Origin of the sequence: Rhizobium leguminosarum (assembly GCF_002953715.1) — a bacterium.
In the GTDB taxonomy this organism is placed as follows: domain Bacteria; phylum Pseudomonadota; class Alphaproteobacteria; order Rhizobiales; family Rhizobiaceae; genus Rhizobium; species Rhizobium leguminosarum_V.
Genome location: NZ_CP025013.1, coordinates 758888 through 775261, shown reverse-complemented (window position 1 = coordinate 775261; position 16374 = coordinate 758888). Strand labels below are relative to the sequence as shown.

The 16374-nt window shown below is 63.5% G+C and carries 14 protein-coding genes; 10 read left to right on the top strand and 4 right to left on the bottom strand.

What is annotated here, in order from left to right; translation table 11 throughout:
- Nucleotides 1-7: 7 nt before the first annotated feature.
- From CUJ84_RS28080 to CUJ84_RS28070, 3 genes are read right to left on the bottom strand one after another with little or no spacing between them, the layout of a single operon-like run.
- On the bottom strand, nt 8-1114 hold the full coding sequence (locus tag CUJ84_RS28080) for an NAD(P)-dependent alcohol dehydrogenase (protein ID WP_105008899.1): 1107 nt from the start codon (nt 1112-1114) through the stop codon (nt 8-10).
- 57 nt (nt 1115-1171) lie between these two features.
- A complete protein-coding gene (locus CUJ84_RS28075; protein ID WP_105008898.1) occupies nt 1172-1996 on the bottom strand; it encodes a p-hydroxycinnamoyl CoA hydratase/lyase in 825 nt (274 codons plus the stop codon).
- 41 nt (nt 1997-2037) lie between these two features.
- A complete protein-coding gene (locus tag CUJ84_RS28070) occupies nt 2038-3624 on the bottom strand; it encodes an AMP-binding protein (RefSeq protein ID WP_105008897.1) in 1587 nt (528 codons plus the stop codon).
- 200 nt (nt 3625-3824) lie between these two features.
- On the opposite strand from CUJ84_RS28070, the gene CUJ84_RS28065 reads away from it, so the two are divergent.
- Both CUJ84_RS28065 and CUJ84_RS28060 read left to right on the top strand, forming a co-directional pair.
- Complete coding sequence (locus CUJ84_RS28065) at nt 3825-4310, top strand: MarR family winged helix-turn-helix transcriptional regulator (RefSeq protein ID WP_105008896.1); 486 nt, start codon at nt 3825-3827, stop codon at nt 4308-4310.
- 123 nt (nt 4311-4433) lie between these two features.
- A complete protein-coding gene (locus CUJ84_RS28060; RefSeq protein WP_105008895.1) occupies nt 4434-5840 on the top strand; it encodes an adenylate/guanylate cyclase domain-containing protein in 1407 nt (468 codons plus the stop codon).
- A gap of 626 nt (nt 5841-6466) precedes the next feature.
- Here the strand turns inward: CUJ84_RS28060 and CUJ84_RS28055 are convergent.
- Complete coding sequence (locus tag CUJ84_RS28055; protein ID WP_105008894.1) at nt 6467-7366, bottom strand: helix-turn-helix transcriptional regulator; 900 nt, start codon at nt 7364-7366, stop codon at nt 6467-6469.
- Nucleotides 7367-7616: 250 nt separating this feature from the next.
- On the opposite strand from CUJ84_RS28055, the gene CUJ84_RS28050 reads away from it, so the two are divergent.
- The 8 genes from CUJ84_RS28050 to CUJ84_RS28015 all read left to right on the top strand — a co-directional run bounded on the left by CUJ84_RS28050 (nt 7617) and on the right by CUJ84_RS28015 (nt 16182).
- Nucleotides 7617-9080: an aldehyde dehydrogenase gene (locus tag CUJ84_RS28050; RefSeq protein WP_105009201.1), complete on the top strand. Its 1464-nt coding sequence runs from the start codon at nt 7617-7619 to the stop codon at nt 9078-9080.
- A gap of 67 nt (nt 9081-9147) precedes the next feature.
- Entirely contained in the window at nt 9148-10467 is a 1320-nt protein-coding gene (locus tag CUJ84_RS28045) for an ABC transporter substrate-binding protein (RefSeq protein WP_105008893.1), read from the top strand.
- Between the two features lie 6 nt (nt 10468-10473).
- Nucleotides 10474-11229 (top strand): ABC transporter ATP-binding protein, encoded by a 756-nt coding sequence (locus tag CUJ84_RS28040; protein ID WP_199788838.1) that lies wholly within the window; start codon nt 10474-10476, stop codon nt 11227-11229.
- Nucleotides 11226-11954 carry an ABC transporter ATP-binding protein gene (locus CUJ84_RS28035; protein WP_105008892.1) on the top strand — a complete coding sequence of 243 codons (729 nt, stop codon included), beginning with the start codon at nt 11226-11228 and terminating at the stop codon, nt 11952-11954. The genes CUJ84_RS28040 and CUJ84_RS28035 overlap by 4 nt, the downstream gene beginning before the upstream one ends.
- Nucleotides 11951-12865, top strand: a complete 915-nt coding sequence (locus CUJ84_RS28030) for a branched-chain amino acid ABC transporter permease (protein ID WP_105008891.1) — start codon at nt 11951-11953, stop codon at nt 12863-12865. Before CUJ84_RS28035 ends, CUJ84_RS28030 begins: the two co-directional genes overlap by 4 nt.
- Nucleotides 12862-13887 carry a branched-chain amino acid ABC transporter permease gene (locus CUJ84_RS28025; RefSeq protein ID WP_105008890.1) on the top strand — a complete coding sequence of 342 codons (1026 nt, stop codon included), beginning with the start codon at nt 12862-12864 and terminating at the stop codon, nt 13885-13887. Before CUJ84_RS28030 ends, CUJ84_RS28025 begins: the two co-directional genes overlap by 4 nt.
- A 40-nt stretch (nt 13888-13927) precedes the next feature.
- Complete coding sequence (locus CUJ84_RS28020) at nt 13928-14713, top strand: coniferyl-alcohol dehydrogenase (RefSeq protein ID WP_105008889.1); 786 nt, start codon at nt 13928-13930, stop codon at nt 14711-14713.
- A gap of 23 nt (nt 14714-14736) precedes the next feature.
- A complete protein-coding gene (locus tag CUJ84_RS28015; RefSeq protein WP_105008888.1) occupies nt 14737-16182 on the top strand; it encodes an aldehyde dehydrogenase in 1446 nt (481 codons plus the stop codon).
- The last annotated feature ends 192 nt before the right edge of the window (nt 16183-16374 follow it).

Here is a 16374-nt window from a genome sequence, read left to right as displayed (position 1 = left end):
AACGGTGTCAGGCGGCCGGCTGACGCACGACCGGTTTCAGCACGATGCCCTTTTCCGAATCCTCCACCGCCTGGTTGATGTCGGCGAAATCATAAAAGGTGATCAGCCTGTCGAAGGGGAAGCGGCCCTGCCGATGCAGGTCGATCAACAACGGGATCAGCACGTCGGGATTGGAATCGCCCTCGACGATGCCGCGGACCCGGCGCCCGCCGGAGAGGATATGGGTGAGGTCGAGCGTCAGCGTCGCGCCATGGGGCGAGGCCCCGACGATGCCGCAGGTGCCGCGCGGCGCCAGCACACGCACGCACTGGTCGATGACGGCGGGCACGCCGGAGGCATCGATCGAATAATCGACGCCGGCGCCGGTCAGCGCCATGATCGCGGCAACCGCGTCGGTCGCCCTGCCGTTGACGATGTCGGTCGCACCGAGTTCCGCTGCGAGCGCCAGCCGCGTCTCGTTGACATCAACGGCGATGATCCGTGAAGCGCCGACGATCCGCGCCGCCATCACGGCGGCAAGACCGACGGAGCCCATGCCGAAAACCGCGAGCACTTTTCCCGGTTCGACCTTCAACGCGTTCATGACCGCGCCGGCGCCGGTCTGTATGCCGCAGGCAAGCGGCCCGAGCAGCGCCAGATCCGCATCCTCAGGCACTTTCACGATATTGCGCTCATGGCACAGCGCGTGGCTGGCGAAGGAGGATTGTCCGAAAATATTGCCGTGAACCCGCTCTCCCTCGCATGAGAGCCCGCTCGAACCATCGGCGCGCGCACCGAAGAAGTTGCGCGGGAAGAATTCGTGGCAATAGGTCTCCTCGTGATCGTTGCAGCTCGGGCAATGACCGCAGGAATTGAAGGTCATGACCACATGATCGCCGGGCGCCACTTTGGCAACGCCCGGCCCGACACGCTCGACGATGCCGGCGCCTTCATGGCCGAGAACGACCGGCTGCGGCACCGGCAAATGCTGGTCGCGCATGACGATATCGGTGTGGCAAACCCCTGTTGCCACGACGCGAACCAGGATTTCACCTTCGCGCGGCTCCTCCAGATCGAGCCTTTCCAGCGAAAACGGCGTATGGGGCGCACGCGCCACCGCAGCATGGATCTTCATTGCTTTCCTCCTCCCGATGATCGGCTCGTCAACCCGCCCGGCGAGCCGGGCTCGTCCTCAGCGGCCGCGCTTATAGGCGCCGAGCCCCGGCTGATAGGTCTTGTCGTCGAGGAATTGCTTCAGCCCCTCGTCGCGCCCCTTGGTCTTGTCGAGAAACAGCATCTGCTCCAGCTTGGCGTAGATGTAATCGTCGGCGAGATCCCATGGCAGGTTGCGCACCCGCTTGTAGGTGTCCTTGGCGGCCTTCAGCGTCACCGGGTTCTTTTCGAGCAGGCTGGCGCAGATCTTGCGGACCCGGGTTTCAAGCTCCGCCAGCGGCACGGCCTCGTTGACAAGACCCATTTCCGCGGCCTTGCGCCCGCCAAACAGTTCGCCGGTCATGATGTAATAGAGAGCGTCGCGATGGCGCATCACTTCGGCAACCGCGCGGGTGACGTTGCCGCCCGGCAGAATGCCCCAGTTGATCTCGGAGAGGCCGAAATTCGCCTCCTCGGCGGCGATGGCGAGATCGCAGGAAACCAGCGGCGTGAAAGCGCCGCCGAAGCACCAGCCGTTGACCATGGCGATCGTCGGCTTTTCGAAATACATCAGCCGGCCCCACCAGTTGCCGGACTGCCGCCGCGCCTTCAGCGTGACGTCACGCGGCTTGTCGTCATTGTCGCGGAAATATTCCTTCAGATCCATGCCGGCCGACCAGGATTCCCCGGCGCCGCGCAGGACAAGGACGCCGCAACGCTCGTCGCCCTCGAGCTCGTCGAGCACTTCGAGCATCCGGGCATTCAGGGCCGGGTTCATCGCATTGCGCTTTTCCGGACGATTGAGGGTCACGAAGGCGATGCCGTTGTCGAATTCGACCAGAATCGGGGATTGCATGTCAGTCATGAGGTTACTCCATGGGTTTCGGCGTGAATGCCGGGGCCGCTTCACAGGGCCTGTCGTTGAAGGGTTTCGTCAAAATGGAACTGGCGCAGGACATGTTTCTGCACCTTGCCGGAGGCCGTGCGGGGAATGGCCTCGACGAAGAGGATGCGGGCCGGACGCTTGAAGGCGGCGAGCCTTGCCGCGCAATGGCCGGCGATCTCATCGGCCGTTGCCGCCGCACCCGGCCGCAGCACGACATAGGCGAGGCCGCATTCGCCCCATCGGATATCGGGAATGCCGACGACCGCGGCGTCGAGAATGTCGGGATGGCTAGCGAGTGCGGCTTCGACCTCGGCAGGATAAACATTCTCGCCGCCGCTGATGTACATGTCCTTCAGCCGGTCGACGATGCGATAGAAGCCGTTTGCTTCGCGTCGGCCGAGATCGCCGGTGCGGTACCAGCCGTCGGTGAAGGCGGCAGCGGTTTCCTGAGGTTTGCTCCAGTAGCCCGGAGTCACCGCCGGCCCGCGCAGCCAGAGTTCGCCGATCTCGCCTTCATCAACCTCGCGGCCATCCTCGCCGACGATGCGAATATCGAGCAAGGGTGCGGGAAGACCGACGCTGCCGGGATTGTCCTGCACGGCCCGCCGGTCGATCGGCACGTGCAGCACCGTTCCGGCCTCGCTCATGCCGTAACCGTTGACCAGCGCAACGCCGTCGTCGAGATAACTTTCGATCAGCGCCTGCGTCAGCGGCGCGCCGCCGACGAAGAGCGCATGCAGGCCGGCGAGCGCCGCGGCGCTATAGGCGGGATCGTTGCGCAAGGCGAGCGCGATCTGCGGCACGGCGAAATAATGGGTGATGGCACGCTGCCGGTCGGCAAGGGCTGCGAGTGTGCGCGCCGGTGTGAAGCGGTCGGAGACGACGAGCGTGCCGCCCAGCATCAATGTGGTTCGCGCCACCGCGATCAGACCGATCGTGTGGAAGAACGGCAGGTCGCAAAGCGCGACGGATTTCGGCCCGATTTCTCCGACGACGGAAAAATTGATGGCGGCAAAAAAGGCGTTGCGGCGGGTGATGACGACGCCTTTCGGCTGTCCCGTCGTGCCCGAGGTGTAGAGAAGGACGCAAGGTGCGTCGGCATCGGCGGGCACCGGAGCGGCCGGAAGGCTCGCCTCGATCCGTGCAGCCAGCCCGGCCGGACCGTCGGCCGTCGATATCACCGCCATCTCAGGATTGGCGCCCGCAAGGCTGGCGACGGTTGCGGCGAATTCCTCGTCGTGAACGAGCAGGGCCGGCGCGCAATCGGCGAGAATCGGCCGAAGCTCGGCGGCGTTGAGGCGCCAGTTGAGCGGTACGTAGATGGCGCCGGCACGCTGGCAGGCAAAGGCAAGCACGATCGAATCCATGGAATTGCGCGCCAGCATGGCGACACGCGCCCCGTCGCGGCGCACTCCGAGCACATCGCTCAGGAAGCCGGTGCAGCAGGCGATCCGCGCATCGAGCTCGGCATATGTGAGCTGCCGGCCGGTGGCGATTTCGAACAGAGCCGGACGGTCCGGTGCGACACGGGCGCGGTAAAGGATCGGATCATCCGTCACCAGTCCGCAATCCGCCGACGAAGCCATCCCGGAAAAGGAATGCGCCATTTTCTCCTCCCATGCCCACCGCTCCCCGCGGCAGGCATCAAATTTGTATGCAACACATACTAATATCTTTTTCCTGTGATGCAAGAGGCTGTTTAAGGCAAATCCGATCGCTCGAATGGCGCGGGGAAATCCGCACTACGGATATTGACTAACCTGCTGATATTGATGGTTATGGCGCCTGGATAAGGCGAGAACCAACGATGAGCACAAAACCAACCCAGGACGATTTCGAGGGCGAAGATGCTCCCGCGACGCCGGGCCTCGACGTCGGCCGGCTTGGCGATCTGCTGGGATTTCACCTGCGCATGGCCCATGTCGCGATCTATCGCGACTTCGCCGAAACCATGGAGGAGCTGGCGCTGACGCAGAAGCAGCTGGCGGTGATGGAACTCGTCGCCGGCAATCCGGGCGCATCGCAGATCGACCTTGCCAATACGCTCGGCACCGACCGGGCGACAATGATGGCACTCGTCAACCGGCTGGCAGCCCGCGACCTGATCGAGCGCCGCCCCTCCGCGGCCGACCGCCGCCGCCAGGAACTTCATCTGACGAAGGCGGGACACGCAATGCTCGCCCAGGCGCGTGCGCTGATCGATAGGCACGAGCAGCGTTTCATCGACCTGTTTTCGCGCGACGAACTGGATGCGCTGCTGACGGCACTGAAGCGGATATACAAGGGGAACTGAAACCCGCCTTCGCTCGGGAAACAAGCAGCATCCAAGCCTTTAGATTTCTATTGGGTAACCCTCGTGTTATGATCCCCATCCTGGCGTCGTCCGCCGTGGGTTCTGCACACGGAGACTTGTCTCATGAGCGAAGTGGACGTACTTTTTGCCTCCCTGCGACAGGCGGCTGACCCGCAGACGGTCGAGTGCATCGAAAAGGTCGTAACGCATGGCTCGGATCGCGAGCTCAACCGCATCAATGCGCTCGCTTTCGCCGATAAACACCATCTCGATGAAGAGAAAACCATCGCAGCGTTTCTGCATGCAGCCCGCATAGGCGCATTCGAGATGACCTGGAATGTCCTTTGCCCGGGATGCGGCGGCGTCCTCGACAGCGGCGCAACCCTCAAAACCGTCGTCCACGAGACGTACCATTGCGCGCTCTGCGCGGCCGGATACGAACCGACCCTCGACGAGATGGTCGAGGTCACGTTTACTGTCAGCCCGCGCGTGCGCAGGATTGCCGGTCACGATCCCGATCGGTTACCGCCGCTCGAATACTACCGCCAGATCTTCTTCAGCTCCGGGGTCGACCTGCCTGACGATCTCGAAGCGAGGTTTTCGCGCATCCAGCTGGAGATGATCGAGTTGGCTCCGGGCGAAAAGGCCTTCGTCTCCCTGCAGCTGCCGGCGCAATTCGTCATCATCTTCGATCCGGTGACACACTCGGCGCAGTTCATCGACGTGCAGGGTGAGCCCACCGACGAACGTCAAACCCTCTCGATGATCATCAGTCGGACGCATGCGCTGAACGAAACGCTGACCCTGCGTCCTGGCTCACTGCGGCTCACCCTCGAAAACCACACCGATCGCAGAGTAGTGCCGAACGTCTGCATCGCAGGCGACGAGCTGCACGACCTCTTGGGCCGCAGGCGGCCTTTTCTGACAGCCAAGCGCCTGCTGACGAACCAGAGCTTCCGCGACATCTATCGGACCGACACGCTCGACGTCGACCAGCGCCTCAAGATCACCAGCCTGACCTTCCTCTTCACCGATTTGAGGGGCTCGACCGCGCTTTACGAGCGCGTCGGAGACCTTGCCGCCTTCGATCTGGTGCGCGCGCATTTCCGCGTTCTTCACGAGATCGTCGCCACAGAGGCCGGAGCAGTCGTCAAGACCATAGGCGATGCCGTGATGGCGACCTTTCCGAGCCCGGACCGTGCGGTGGCGGCGGCACTCAAGATGCGTGAGGCGATGCTTCGGCTGAATGCCGAACACGGCAGCGACGATCTTCTCCTGAAGATCGGCATCCATGAGGGACCATGCCTCGCAGTCAACCTGAACGACCGGCAGGACTACTTCGGCCAGACCGTCAATATCGCCTCCCGCGTCCAGGGCCTTGCCGATCCCAATGTGATCATGACGACGGAGGCGATCGTCGAGGATGCCCAGGTTTCAGAGATCCTCCGCGACAGCGGCATCACATCGGCCTCCCGGATGGCGGAGCTCCAGGGAATCGGGCGGGAAGTAAGGATTTTTGCGCTGTCGTGAGGGTTTGGCGGTTGTTCGGGAGGCCTCGCTGCGGCTGTACGGCCAACTTGAGCGGTTTCCGCTAGGGGGCCGGATAAGCGTTAGGCCGCGAGGAGCGCCCACCATCGCACAAAGCCTTAGAAACCGGGCTTTCCGGAATGACTAGGGACGATGGGCCGGGTTTATCGAGGTATCTTTGGCAGGAGTTGAAGGTCATTGAGAGGAACGCCTAAACCAAAGTGTCTTCACTACTACCCACCATGTTTTTGATCACACCCGTTGCGGCGGCGGCTAGGTACCCTCTACCCAGGAAGGTTTGTTGTCCTTCTACAGATTGGGAAATCTGAGAAATATTTACGAGGGAGTATTCAAGCTGCTTCGTGCGGCTGTTTCCCCCATGGGGTGCGCTGGTCTGGCGAGCAAGCTATGTCCACAGGGTATAGCTTTGCGGACATAGCACGCTTATGCGGTTAGCGTGTCCGATTGGGTTAAATGCTCTATTTGAGCAGCACCTTTAGCGTACAGAACATCTATGGCCGCTGATTGTCTGAATGTCCGCTTCTGGCAGTCCTACGCGGATTGGGATTCCGCAGCATGATTTGCGACCCAAGCTTGGCAAGCTACTTACTTTGATCAATGCCCTGAACCTAAGGCCAGTCGGCATAGCCCGAGGACAGCATGCTGTTTTCCGAGCCGGCCGACGCGCGGGCGATCTCGCGGTAGCCGGCGGGTGAAAGGCCGGTCTTGCGCTTGAAGAAGTGGCTGAAATAGGTCGGGTCGCGAAAGCCGAGGCTGTCGGAGATTTCCTGGATATTGCGGGCCGAACGCTCCAATCTCAGCTTTGCCTCCTGCACCACGCGCTCGTGCAGGAGCTGGATCGGCGAGCGGCCGAGCGCCCTTTGGCAGGTGGAATGCAGCCGGTCGGCGGTGACGCCCAGTTCCGCGGCATAATCGCTGATCGGCCGGTGCTGGCGGAAACCGGCCTCGACCAATTGCCGATATCTCTGCAGGATCGATCCCACTTCGCCCTGCCCGCGCTGCTCGCTTCTCTCGCCCTCGGAGCCGCGCCACAGCGCCATCAGAATGAGCCTGATATAGGCGGATGCGACCATCCAGGAGGAGCGGGAGGGATCGCCCAGTTCCCGCACGAAGCCGGAGATCAGCGGACTGATTTCTGCCACCGCCAAGGGATCCAATGCCTCGACCAGCTTGCGCTGTTCGGTGAAGATGCGCAGCGAATAGGATTCCACCTTGTCGCCGATCGCATCGACCATGATCTGCGGCGAGGCCCCGACCAGATGGGCCGCGGTTCCGGCTGATATCGACAGATCGCATCGCGCCTGCGGCGGCAGGAAGGCAAGCAGCGGTCCGCGCAGCGGCCGATGTTCGCCATTGTCGAAATGAAGCTCCCCACTCCCCTCCCCGAGCAGCAGGAAATGATGGAAATCGGCATATAGTCCTTTTTGAAAACGGATGCGCCGGTGCGACAGCGACGGAGCGTGCCACTCGCCTCTGGCATAGTGATGAATCCCTCCGTCCGTCGCCAACGCTTTTCCTCCAGTCCCCCATGTCAAACAATGCTGATATCACCGGATAATTACAATATTAACCCAATAAATCGCATTCCATCCGCGCCAGATCGGCGTAACCTTTTCTCCATCAGCCTTTGGGAGGAGGCTCTTCAACAGGTCCAGGAACGGTCAGGCGGCCCTCGTGGCGCCGCGTCCGCTCGTTTTCTCCCATGGCAACAACGCGAACCAGCATGTGACGCCGGCACGTGGCGCCAATGCGGGACAAATGGGTGGAACGGTGTTTTCGGCAAAGCTGATGATCAACAACGAGGCGATGGACGCTTCCGAAGGGGCCACCTTCGAACGCATCGACCCGTTGACCGGCGATGTCGCAACGATCGCCTCGGCAGGATCCGTTGCCGACATGACAAGGGCAGCCAATGCGGCCGCGGCGGCCTTTCCGGACTGGTCGCAAACCGGCCCGGGCGAACGGCGCAGGCTCCTGAATGCCGCCGCCGATATTCTGGAAGCGCGCACGCCCGAACTCATCGCCGCCATGACCGGTGAAACCGGCGCCACCGCGCAATGGGCGGCGATCAATTGCGGCCTTGGCGCGGATATTCTTCGAGAGGCTGCGGCGATGACCACGCAAATATCAGGCGAGATCATTCCTTCCGGCATTCCGGGAAGCCTCGCCATGGCCGTCCGCCAACCGGCAGGCGTCTGCGTCGGCATTGCCCCCTGGAATGCACCTATTATCCTCGGCACCCGCGCTGTCGCCATGCCGCTTGCCTGCGGCAATACGGTCATCCTGAAGGCGTCCGAACTCTGCCCGAAGACCCATGGCCTGATCGGCGACATACTGCTTGACGCCGGCTTTCCGCGCGGCGTCATCAATGTCGTTTCCAATGCGCCGAGCGATGCCGCCGCTGTCGTCGATGCGCTGATCGCCCATCCGGCCGTGCGCCGCATCAACTTCACCGGCTCCACCCGTGTCGGCAGGATCATTGCCGAATCCGCGGCAAGGCATCTCAAGCGCTGCCTGCTCGAACTCGGCGGCAAGGCGCCGTTCATCGTCCTTGCCGACGCCGATATCGACGAGGCCGTGAGTGCTGCCGCCTTCGGCGCCTTCATGAACCAGGGCCAGATCTGCATGTCGACCGAGCGGATCATCCTGATGGACGAGATCGCCGACGGCTTTGTCGGCAAGTTCCGGACGAAAGCCGCAACCCTCGTCGCCGGCAATCCCAAGGACGGCAACGCGCCGCTCGGTACGCTGATCAACACTGAGGCCGTCCGCCGCGTCCGGTCGCTCGTCGACGATGCCCTGCAGAAGGGCGCGGTCCTCGTCTGCGGCGGCCAGGCCAACGGCACGCTGATGGACGCGACCGTCATCGATCACGTGACGCCTGCCATGCGCATCTACCGCGAGGAGAGCTTTGGGCCGGTCGCGGCGATTATCCGGGTCGGCAGCGTCGACGAGGCCGTGACGGTTGCCAACGACAACGAATACGGGCTTTCGGCAGCCGTTTTCAGCGCTGACGTCAATGCAGCACTTGCCGTCGCCATGCGGCTCGAATCCGGCATCTGCCACATCAACGAGGCGACTGTTTCCGATGAGCCGCAAATGCCCTTCGGCGGCGTCAAATCAAGCGGCTACGGCCGCTTCGGCGGCAAGGCCGCGATCGATGAATTCACCGAGCTCAGATGGATCACCATGGCCTCGGGAAAACGGCACTACCCGATCTGAATAGATCGGCCGACATGAACACTGGGAACGGGCTGGGAGGCCCGCATCAAGAGGGAGGAATGATTTCATGAACGGCATTTTCCACAACGGAAAACTCAACGCGGCATCGCTGAGCCGCCGGTCTTTCATCGCATCGACCATGGCGGGTGGTGCGGCGCTGGCGCTTTCCGGCCGCACAGCCTTCGCTGCAAGCGGCGACACGCTGAAGGTCGGCTTCATCAGCCCGCGCACCGGCCCTCTCGGCGGCTTCGGCGAGACGGACGGCTATGTGCTCGAACTGGCGCGCAAGGCGCTGGCGAACGGCCTGCAGGCGGGCGGCAAGACCTGGAAGGTTGAGATCCTCGACCAGGACACCCAGTCCGATCCCTCGCGCGCCGGCCAGTTGGCGAAGGACCTGATCAACAACCAGGCGATCGACCTGATGCTCGCCGTCTCGACGCCCGAAACCATCAACCCGGTGGCCGACGCCTGCGAAGCGGCCGGCATTCCCTGCCTCTCGACGGTCATGCCCTGGGAAGCCTGGTATTTCGGCCGCGGCGCCAAGCCGGGCGCACCCTCGCCTTTCAAGTGGACCTATCATTTCGGCTTCGGCGTCGAAGAGTTCCACAAGGCCTATGTTTCGCAGTGGAACCTGATCGAGACCAACAAGAAGGTCGGCGTCATGTATCCCAACGACGCCGACGGCAATGCGATCCGCACCCATCTGGCGCCGGCGCTCGCCAAGGCCGGCTTCACCATCGTCGATCCCGGAGCCTATGAAACCGGAACCACCGACTTTACGGCGCAAATCGCTCTCTTCAGGCAGGAGGGCGTGGAGATCTTCAATTCGTTCCCGATACCGCCTGATTTCGCCGCCTTCTGGCGTCAGGCCGCGCAGCAGGGCCTCACCCAGCAGATCAAGATCTGCCAGATCGCCAAGACGGGCCTGTTTCCGTCCGACATCGAGGCGCTCGGCGACCTCGGCCTGAACATCGGCAGCGCCGCCTACTGGCACAAGGCCTTCCCCTATAAGTCCACGCTGACAGGCGTATCGGGAACCGAACTTGCCGACGGCTATGAGACGGCAAGCGGCAAGCAGTGGACGCAGCAGCTCGGCGCCAGCCTTGCGCTTCTCGACGCCGGCTTCGATGCGCTGAAGGCCAGCACCGACGTCAAGAGCAAGGAGGCCGTCGCCAAGGCGATCAGCACGCTGAAGACCACCACGATCGCCGGCAAGGTCGACTTCACCAGCGGCCCGGTCGCCAACGTCTCTCCCGGACCGATCATCGGCACGCAATGGGTGAAAGCGCCGGAGGGCTCGAAATTCGCGCTCGACTATGTCGTCACCGAAAACGCCACCGACCCCAATGTCCCGGTCGGCGCCAAGCTCACCGCCTATAACGGATAACGAACAGTGCTGCAGCGGGAAGCTCAAAGACGGCCGGGGGGAGCCTTTCTCTCGGCCAAGGGGATCCACAAGCGGTTCGGCGCGCTGGTGGTGCTGGAGAATCTGGATTTTTCCATGGGCGATGGCGAGGCGATCGGCATTGTCGGGCCGAACGGCGCTGGCAAGACGACCCTGCTCAGCGTGCTCGCCGGCGCCTTCCCGCCGAATGAGGGAAGCATCACCTTCGACGGCGTCGACGTCACGCGCCGGACGGCGGCGGAACGCTGCCGCTCCGGGCTCGTCCGGACCCATCAGATTCCCAAGCCCTTCGGCGGCATGACGACCTTCGAAAATGTCTTCGTCGCCGCATCGCACGGCAATGCCGCTAGCCGCGACGAGGCCTATGAGCGCGTGGTCGATTCGCTTTCGCTCTGCGGCATGCTCGCGGTCGCCAACCGCCCCGCCGACACGCTCGGCCTGCTGGACCGCAAACGCCTGGAGCTTGCCCGTGCGCTTGCCACGCAGCCGAGGCTGATGCTGCTCGACGAGATCGGCGGCGGCCTGACCGATGGCGAGGCGAGCGAGCTCGTCGAAACCATCCTCGAATTGCGCCGCCGCGGCATCGGCATCGTCTGGATCGAGCATATCGTTCATATCCTCCTGCAGGTGGCGGAGCGGCTGATCTGCATGGACGCCGGCAGGATCATCGCCGATGGCGAACCGAAAACGGTCATGGGCAATGCGGAAGTGGTCAAGGCCTATCTCGGAGGGACACCCGCATGAGCCTTCTCTCCATCCGCGACCTCGACGTCCGCCACGGCCTGCTCCAGGCGGTGCGCGGCGTCAGTTTCGATCTTGCCAAGGGCGAGGTACTGGCGCTGGTCGGCGCAAATGGCGCGGGCAAGACGACGCTGCTGCGATCGATCGCCGGCGCCCATCTGCCATCCTCCGGCCGCGTCCTTCTTGACGACGAAGATCTGGCCGCCGTCCCGTCCCACAAACGGATCGCCAAGGGCATCGCCCTGGTGCCGGAAGGCCGGCGCCTGTTTTCACAGATGACGGTGGAGGAAAACCTGCTTCTCGGAAAGACCTCCGGCCGCAAGGGCGAGTGGAACATCGATCGTGTCCTCGACGCCTTTCCGAACCTGAAACCCCGCCGTCACGCCAAAACGGGCCACCTCTCGGGCGGGGAACAGCAGGCGACCGCGATCGGCCGGGCGCTGATGAGCAATCCCGATATTCTTCTCCTGGACGAGGTCTCGCTCGGGCTTTCGCCTCTGGTCGTCGATCGCGTCTATGCCCAATTGCAGGCGCTGCTCACCTCGGGAACGACCATCGTGCTCGTCGAGCAGGATCTCGCCCGCGCCATGAGCGTGGCAAGCCGTGTCATCTGCATGCTGGAAGGACGCATCGTCCTCGACAGGCCGGCCGCCGCCGTCACGCGTGAACACGTCACCCAAGCCTATTTCGGATTGCACCGAGCAGCCGGCGAAAGGAGCGCATCGTGATCAATACCCTGCTCCAGGGCATCCTGCTCGGCGGCTACTACGCCGTCATCGCCTGCGGACTGTCCTTCATGTTCTCGGTCATGCGGATCATCAATCTCGCGCATGGCAGCCTGGCGGTCGCAGCCGCTTACGGACTATGGCTGCTGGCCGCCAAAGCCGGCATTCCACCTTTCGCCGGCCTGCTGATCGTGCTGCCGGTCATGGCGGCCGCCGGCTGGCTGCTGCAGCGCTTCATTCTGGAGCGTAGCGCCCGCGGCGGCACACTCCTGCCGATCCTGACGACCTTCGGCCTGTCGATCGTCATCGACAACCTGCTGTTCGAGCAGTTCGGCGCCGACACGCGCTCGCTCGCGCCGTTCATCGGCAACCTGTCCTATGCATCCTGGCAACTGCCGGGCCACATCTTCGTCGGCAAGCTTGCCGTCATGATGATGGTGACGGCAGTCGTCATTCTCGGAACGCTGCAGTTCTTCCTGAGCCGCTTTGCGCTTGGCCGCGCGATCCGCGCCACGGCGGAAGATCCCGATACGGCGGGACTGGTCGGCATCGACGCCCGCAGGGTCAACGCCGTCGCCACCGCGATCACCATGGTCACGGTCGGGATCGCCGGTGCTTTTCTCGGGATGCGGGCGACCTTCAGCCCCTATGCCGGCGGCCCCCAGCTTCTCTTCGCCTTCGAGGCGGCCGTGATCGGCGGAGCGGGATCGCTATGGGGGACGCTTGCCGGCGGCATCGTCCTCGGCCTTGCCCAATCGCTCGGCGCGCAATTGCATCCGCAAGGCTTCCTGATCGGCGGCCATGCCGTGTTCCTGCTGGTGCTTTTCGTCAGGCTATCCCGGTTCGGCATGCCGGTTCTCGACAAACTTGGCGCCTTTCTTAAACTGCGCACCCGTTTGCGGAGCCCGACATGACCGTTCTCTCCAACGGAATATCGATAGAGCGTTGGACGAAGTCGTCGCGGGTGGCGCTCGGCTGCATGGCCGCGGTGCTCGCCCTGCTGATGTTTGCCCCAGCCGTGCTCGGCGCCGGCGCGATCGACCGGATGACGGCCCTGTTCATCTACGTGATCCTTGCCGCCATGTGGAATGCGCTTGCCGGTTTCGGTGGGCTGGTCTCGGTCGGCCAGCAGGTGTTCTTCGGCCTCGGCGCCTATTTCACCATCCGCCTGGCGGATGCAGGGCTCAATCCCTTCGTCTCGCTCTTTGCCGCCGCGGTCGTGACCGGCGCGCTGTCGATCCCGCTTTCGCTGTTCATGCTGCGCCTGAAGGGCGGCGAGTTCGCAATCGGCATGTGGGTGATAGCAGAACTCGCCCATCTGCTCGTCAACCTCGACCGGCTGATCCAGGGGGAAACGGGAACCTCGCTGATCTCGCTCAACGTCTATGACGGCGCGACGCGGCGGGCAACGATCTACTGGCTGGCCTTGATAGCCATGGCCGCGCTGCTCGGTGCTCTCTTCATGCTGATGCGCAGCCGCGCCGGTGCGGCCATGCAGGCGATCCGCGACAATGAGGAGGCGGCAACCTCGCTCGGCGTGCGGGTGATCGCAACCAAGAGGCTGCTCTTCGTGCTCGCCGCCTTCGGCATTGCGGTTGCCGGAGGCCTGTGGCTGGCGACCGCCACGACCTTTCAGCCGAAGACCTATTTCAGCGTCCAGTGGACGGCCTACATGATCTTCATGGTTCTGGTCGGCGGGATCGGCAAGTTTGAAGGCGCGATCCTCGGCGCCATCCTGTTCTTCGTGATCGAGACCGCCTTCGGTTCAGCCGGCGTTTGGTACCTGATCGGCCTCGGCGCCACGGCGTTGATCTTCTCGCTCTACCTGCCGCGCGGCCTTTGGGGCGAAATCGAGCGCCGTTTCGATTTTCAACTTCTGCCGGTCGGCTACCGGCTGAAATTGCCCGGTCCGCATAAAATCAAATGGGAAGAATGAGCCGGCTTATTTCCGGATTCTGTTGCGAAAGGTGACGTTCATGCTTTTTGGTAAAACAATCCTGGTGACCGGCGTGGCTTCCGGCATCGGCGCCCGCACGGCGGAATTGGCCGGCCAGATGGGCGCCGAGGTCATCGGCGTCGATGTGCGCGAGCCGGCCACTGGAAGTGCCGCCTTCATCAAGGGTGATCTCTCCACGGCATCAGGCGTTGCCGAGATCGTCGCGCAGCTTCCGGCGCGGCTCGACGCGCTCGCCAATGTCGCCGGCCTTTCCGGCAACACCGGTGTCGTCTCGACGCTCGCCGTCAATTTCTACGGGCTTCGTGCCCTCTCCGAAGCCGTGGCGCCCCGCCTGCGCGAAGGCGGCGCCATCGTCAACGTCGCCTCGATCGCCGGCTACGGCTGGCGCGCCAATCTCGAGCGGGCGAAGTCGCTGACATCAATCGAAGGCTTTCCCGAGGTGGCGGCGGTTGTCGCCGAGCACGGCCTCAAGGACGAGGAAGGCTACCCGCTTTCCAAGGAACTGCTGCTGCTGTGGACCATGTGTGCCGCCCACCAGCCGCTGTTCAAGAACCGCGGCATCCGGGTCAATGCGGTCAGCCCCGGGCCGGTGGAAACCCCGATCCTCAAGCAGTTCCGCGCCGTGCTCGGCGACGCCAGGGTCGACAGCGACATCACCCGCGTCGGCCGCGCCGGCACCTCCGCCGATATCGCGCCTGCCGTGCTCTTCCTCTGCTCGGATGGCGGGCGCTGGATCAACGGCGCCAATCTTGCCGTCGACGGCGGCCTCGAAGCTTCCATCAACGCCGAAGTCCTCGGCTTCTAGTTCTTGTCCCAAGGAGACCTCCGATGAATATTTCCCTCCTCATCAACGGCGCAGACCGCGCGGCCTCCGGCGGCCGCACCTATGATCGCATCGATCCCTTCACCGAGAAGCTCGCAAGCCGCGCCGCCGCGGCGAGCCTGGAGGATGCTGCCGCCGCCGTTAATGCTGCCGCAGCAGCCTTCGGTGCCTGGTCGAAGACCGGTCCCGGCCAGCGGCGCGCGATCCTGATGAAGGCCGCCGATATCCTGGATTCCAAGGTGGGTGAGTTTACCCAGCTGATGATCGAGGAGACGGGCGCAACCGCACCCTGGGCCGGTTTCAATGTCATGCTCGCCGCCAATATCCTGCGCGAGGCCGGCGCCATGACGACGCAGATATCAGGCGAAATCATCCCTTCCGACAAACCCGGCACGCTCGCCATGGGTGTTCGCCAGGCCGCCGGCGTCTGCCTGGCGATCGCTCCCTGGAACGCGCCCGTCATCCTCGCCACCCGCGCCATCGCCATGCCGATTGCTTGCGGCAACACCGTCGTCCTCAAGGCATCCGAACAATGCCCCGGCACACACCGGCTGATTGCCACTGTGCTGACCGAAGCGGGCCTGCCGGCCGGCGTCATCAACGTTCTCACCAACGCGCCGGAAGATGCGCCTGAGATCGTCGCCGCACTGATTGCCCATCCGGCCGTCAAGCGCGTGAACTTCACCGGATCGACCAAGGTCGGCAGGATCATCGCCGAGACCTGCGGCAAGCATCTCAAGCCCGCCCTTCTTGAGCTCGGCGGCAAGGCGCCACTCGTCATCCTCGACGACGCCGATATCGACGGTGCCGTCAATGCCGCCATTTTCGGCGCCTTCATGCATCAGGGCCAGATCTGCATGTCGACGGAGCGGATCATCGTCGACGAGACGATCGCCGATCAATTCGTCGCCAAACTGGCCGCCCGCGCCAGCCAGCTGCCGGCCGGCGACCCGCGCGGCCACGTCGTTCTCGGCTCGCTGATCAGCCTCGACGCCGCGAAGAAAATGGAGGAGCTGATTGCCGATGCGACGGCCAAGGGGGCAAAACTCGTGGCCGGCGGCAAGCGCTCCGGCACCGTGGTCGAGGCGACGCTGCTCGATCACGTCACGCCCGAGATGCGCGTCTATGCGGAAGAATCCTTCGGCCCGGTCAAGCCGATCATTCGCGTCTCCGGCGAGGAAGAAGCCATCCGCATCGCCAATGACACCGAATACGGCCTGTCCTCCGCCGTCTTCAGCCGCAATGTCCAGCGGGCAATGGCGGTTGCGGCGCGGATCGAATCCGGTATCTGCCACATCAATGGCCCGACGGTGAACGACGAGGCGCAAATGCCCTTCGGTGGCGTCAAAGGCAGCGGCTATGGCCGCTTCGGCGGCAAGGCGGCGATCGCCGAATTCACCGACCTGCGCTGGATTACGGTAGAGGATTCCGCCCAGCACTATCCCTTCTGAGCTGGTTTGACAGACGTCACCGTGTCACGACGCCATTGCGGTCGTGACACGGCCTATGCTCAGACCGGCGAAAGGGATTTCGCACCGCCCTTAAAAAGATGCTTCAGCGCTTCGATATGGCGTGGGCGGCGACCCGCGACTGCGATCGATCCGAGTTCAGCTCTCCAGCCATTGAACGATAAGCTTGGCCGC

Bases quoted from the DNA above. Each gene is read 5' to 3' on its own strand.
- CUJ84_RS28045 (WP_105008893.1), top strand. From the start codon at position 9,148: ATGAACGGCATTTTCCACAACGGAAAACTCAACGCGGCATCGCTGAGC.
- CUJ84_RS28080 (WP_105008899.1), bottom strand. From the start codon at position 1,114: ATGAAGATCCATGCTGCGGTGGCGCGTGCGCCCCATACGCCGTTTTCG.
- CUJ84_RS28050 (WP_105009201.1), top strand. From the start codon at position 7,617: ATGGGTGGAACGGTGTTTTCGGCAAAGCTGATGATCAACAACGAGGCG.
- CUJ84_RS28060 (WP_105008895.1), top strand. From the start codon at position 4,434: ATGAGCGAAGTGGACGTACTTTTTGCCTCCCTGCGACAGGCGGCTGAC.
- CUJ84_RS28025 (WP_105008890.1), top strand. From the start codon at position 12,862: ATGACCGTTCTCTCCAACGGAATATCGATAGAGCGTTGGACGAAGTCG.
- CUJ84_RS28070 (WP_105008897.1), bottom strand. From the start codon at position 3,624: ATGGCGCATTCCTTTTCCGGGATGGCTTCGTCGGCGGATTGCGGACTG.
- CUJ84_RS28015 (WP_105008888.1), top strand. From the start codon at position 14,737: ATGAATATTTCCCTCCTCATCAACGGCGCAGACCGCGCGGCCTCCGGC.
- CUJ84_RS28075 (WP_105008898.1), bottom strand. From the start codon at position 1,996: ATGACTGACATGCAATCCCCGATTCTGGTCGAATTCGACAACGGCATC.
- CUJ84_RS28065 (WP_105008896.1), top strand. From the start codon at position 3,825: ATGAGCACAAAACCAACCCAGGACGATTTCGAGGGCGAAGATGCTCCC.
- CUJ84_RS28020 (WP_105008889.1), top strand. From the start codon at position 13,928: ATGCTTTTTGGTAAAACAATCCTGGTGACCGGCGTGGCTTCCGGCATC.
- CUJ84_RS28035 (WP_105008892.1), top strand. From the start codon at position 11,226: ATGAGCCTTCTCTCCATCCGCGACCTCGACGTCCGCCACGGCCTGCTC.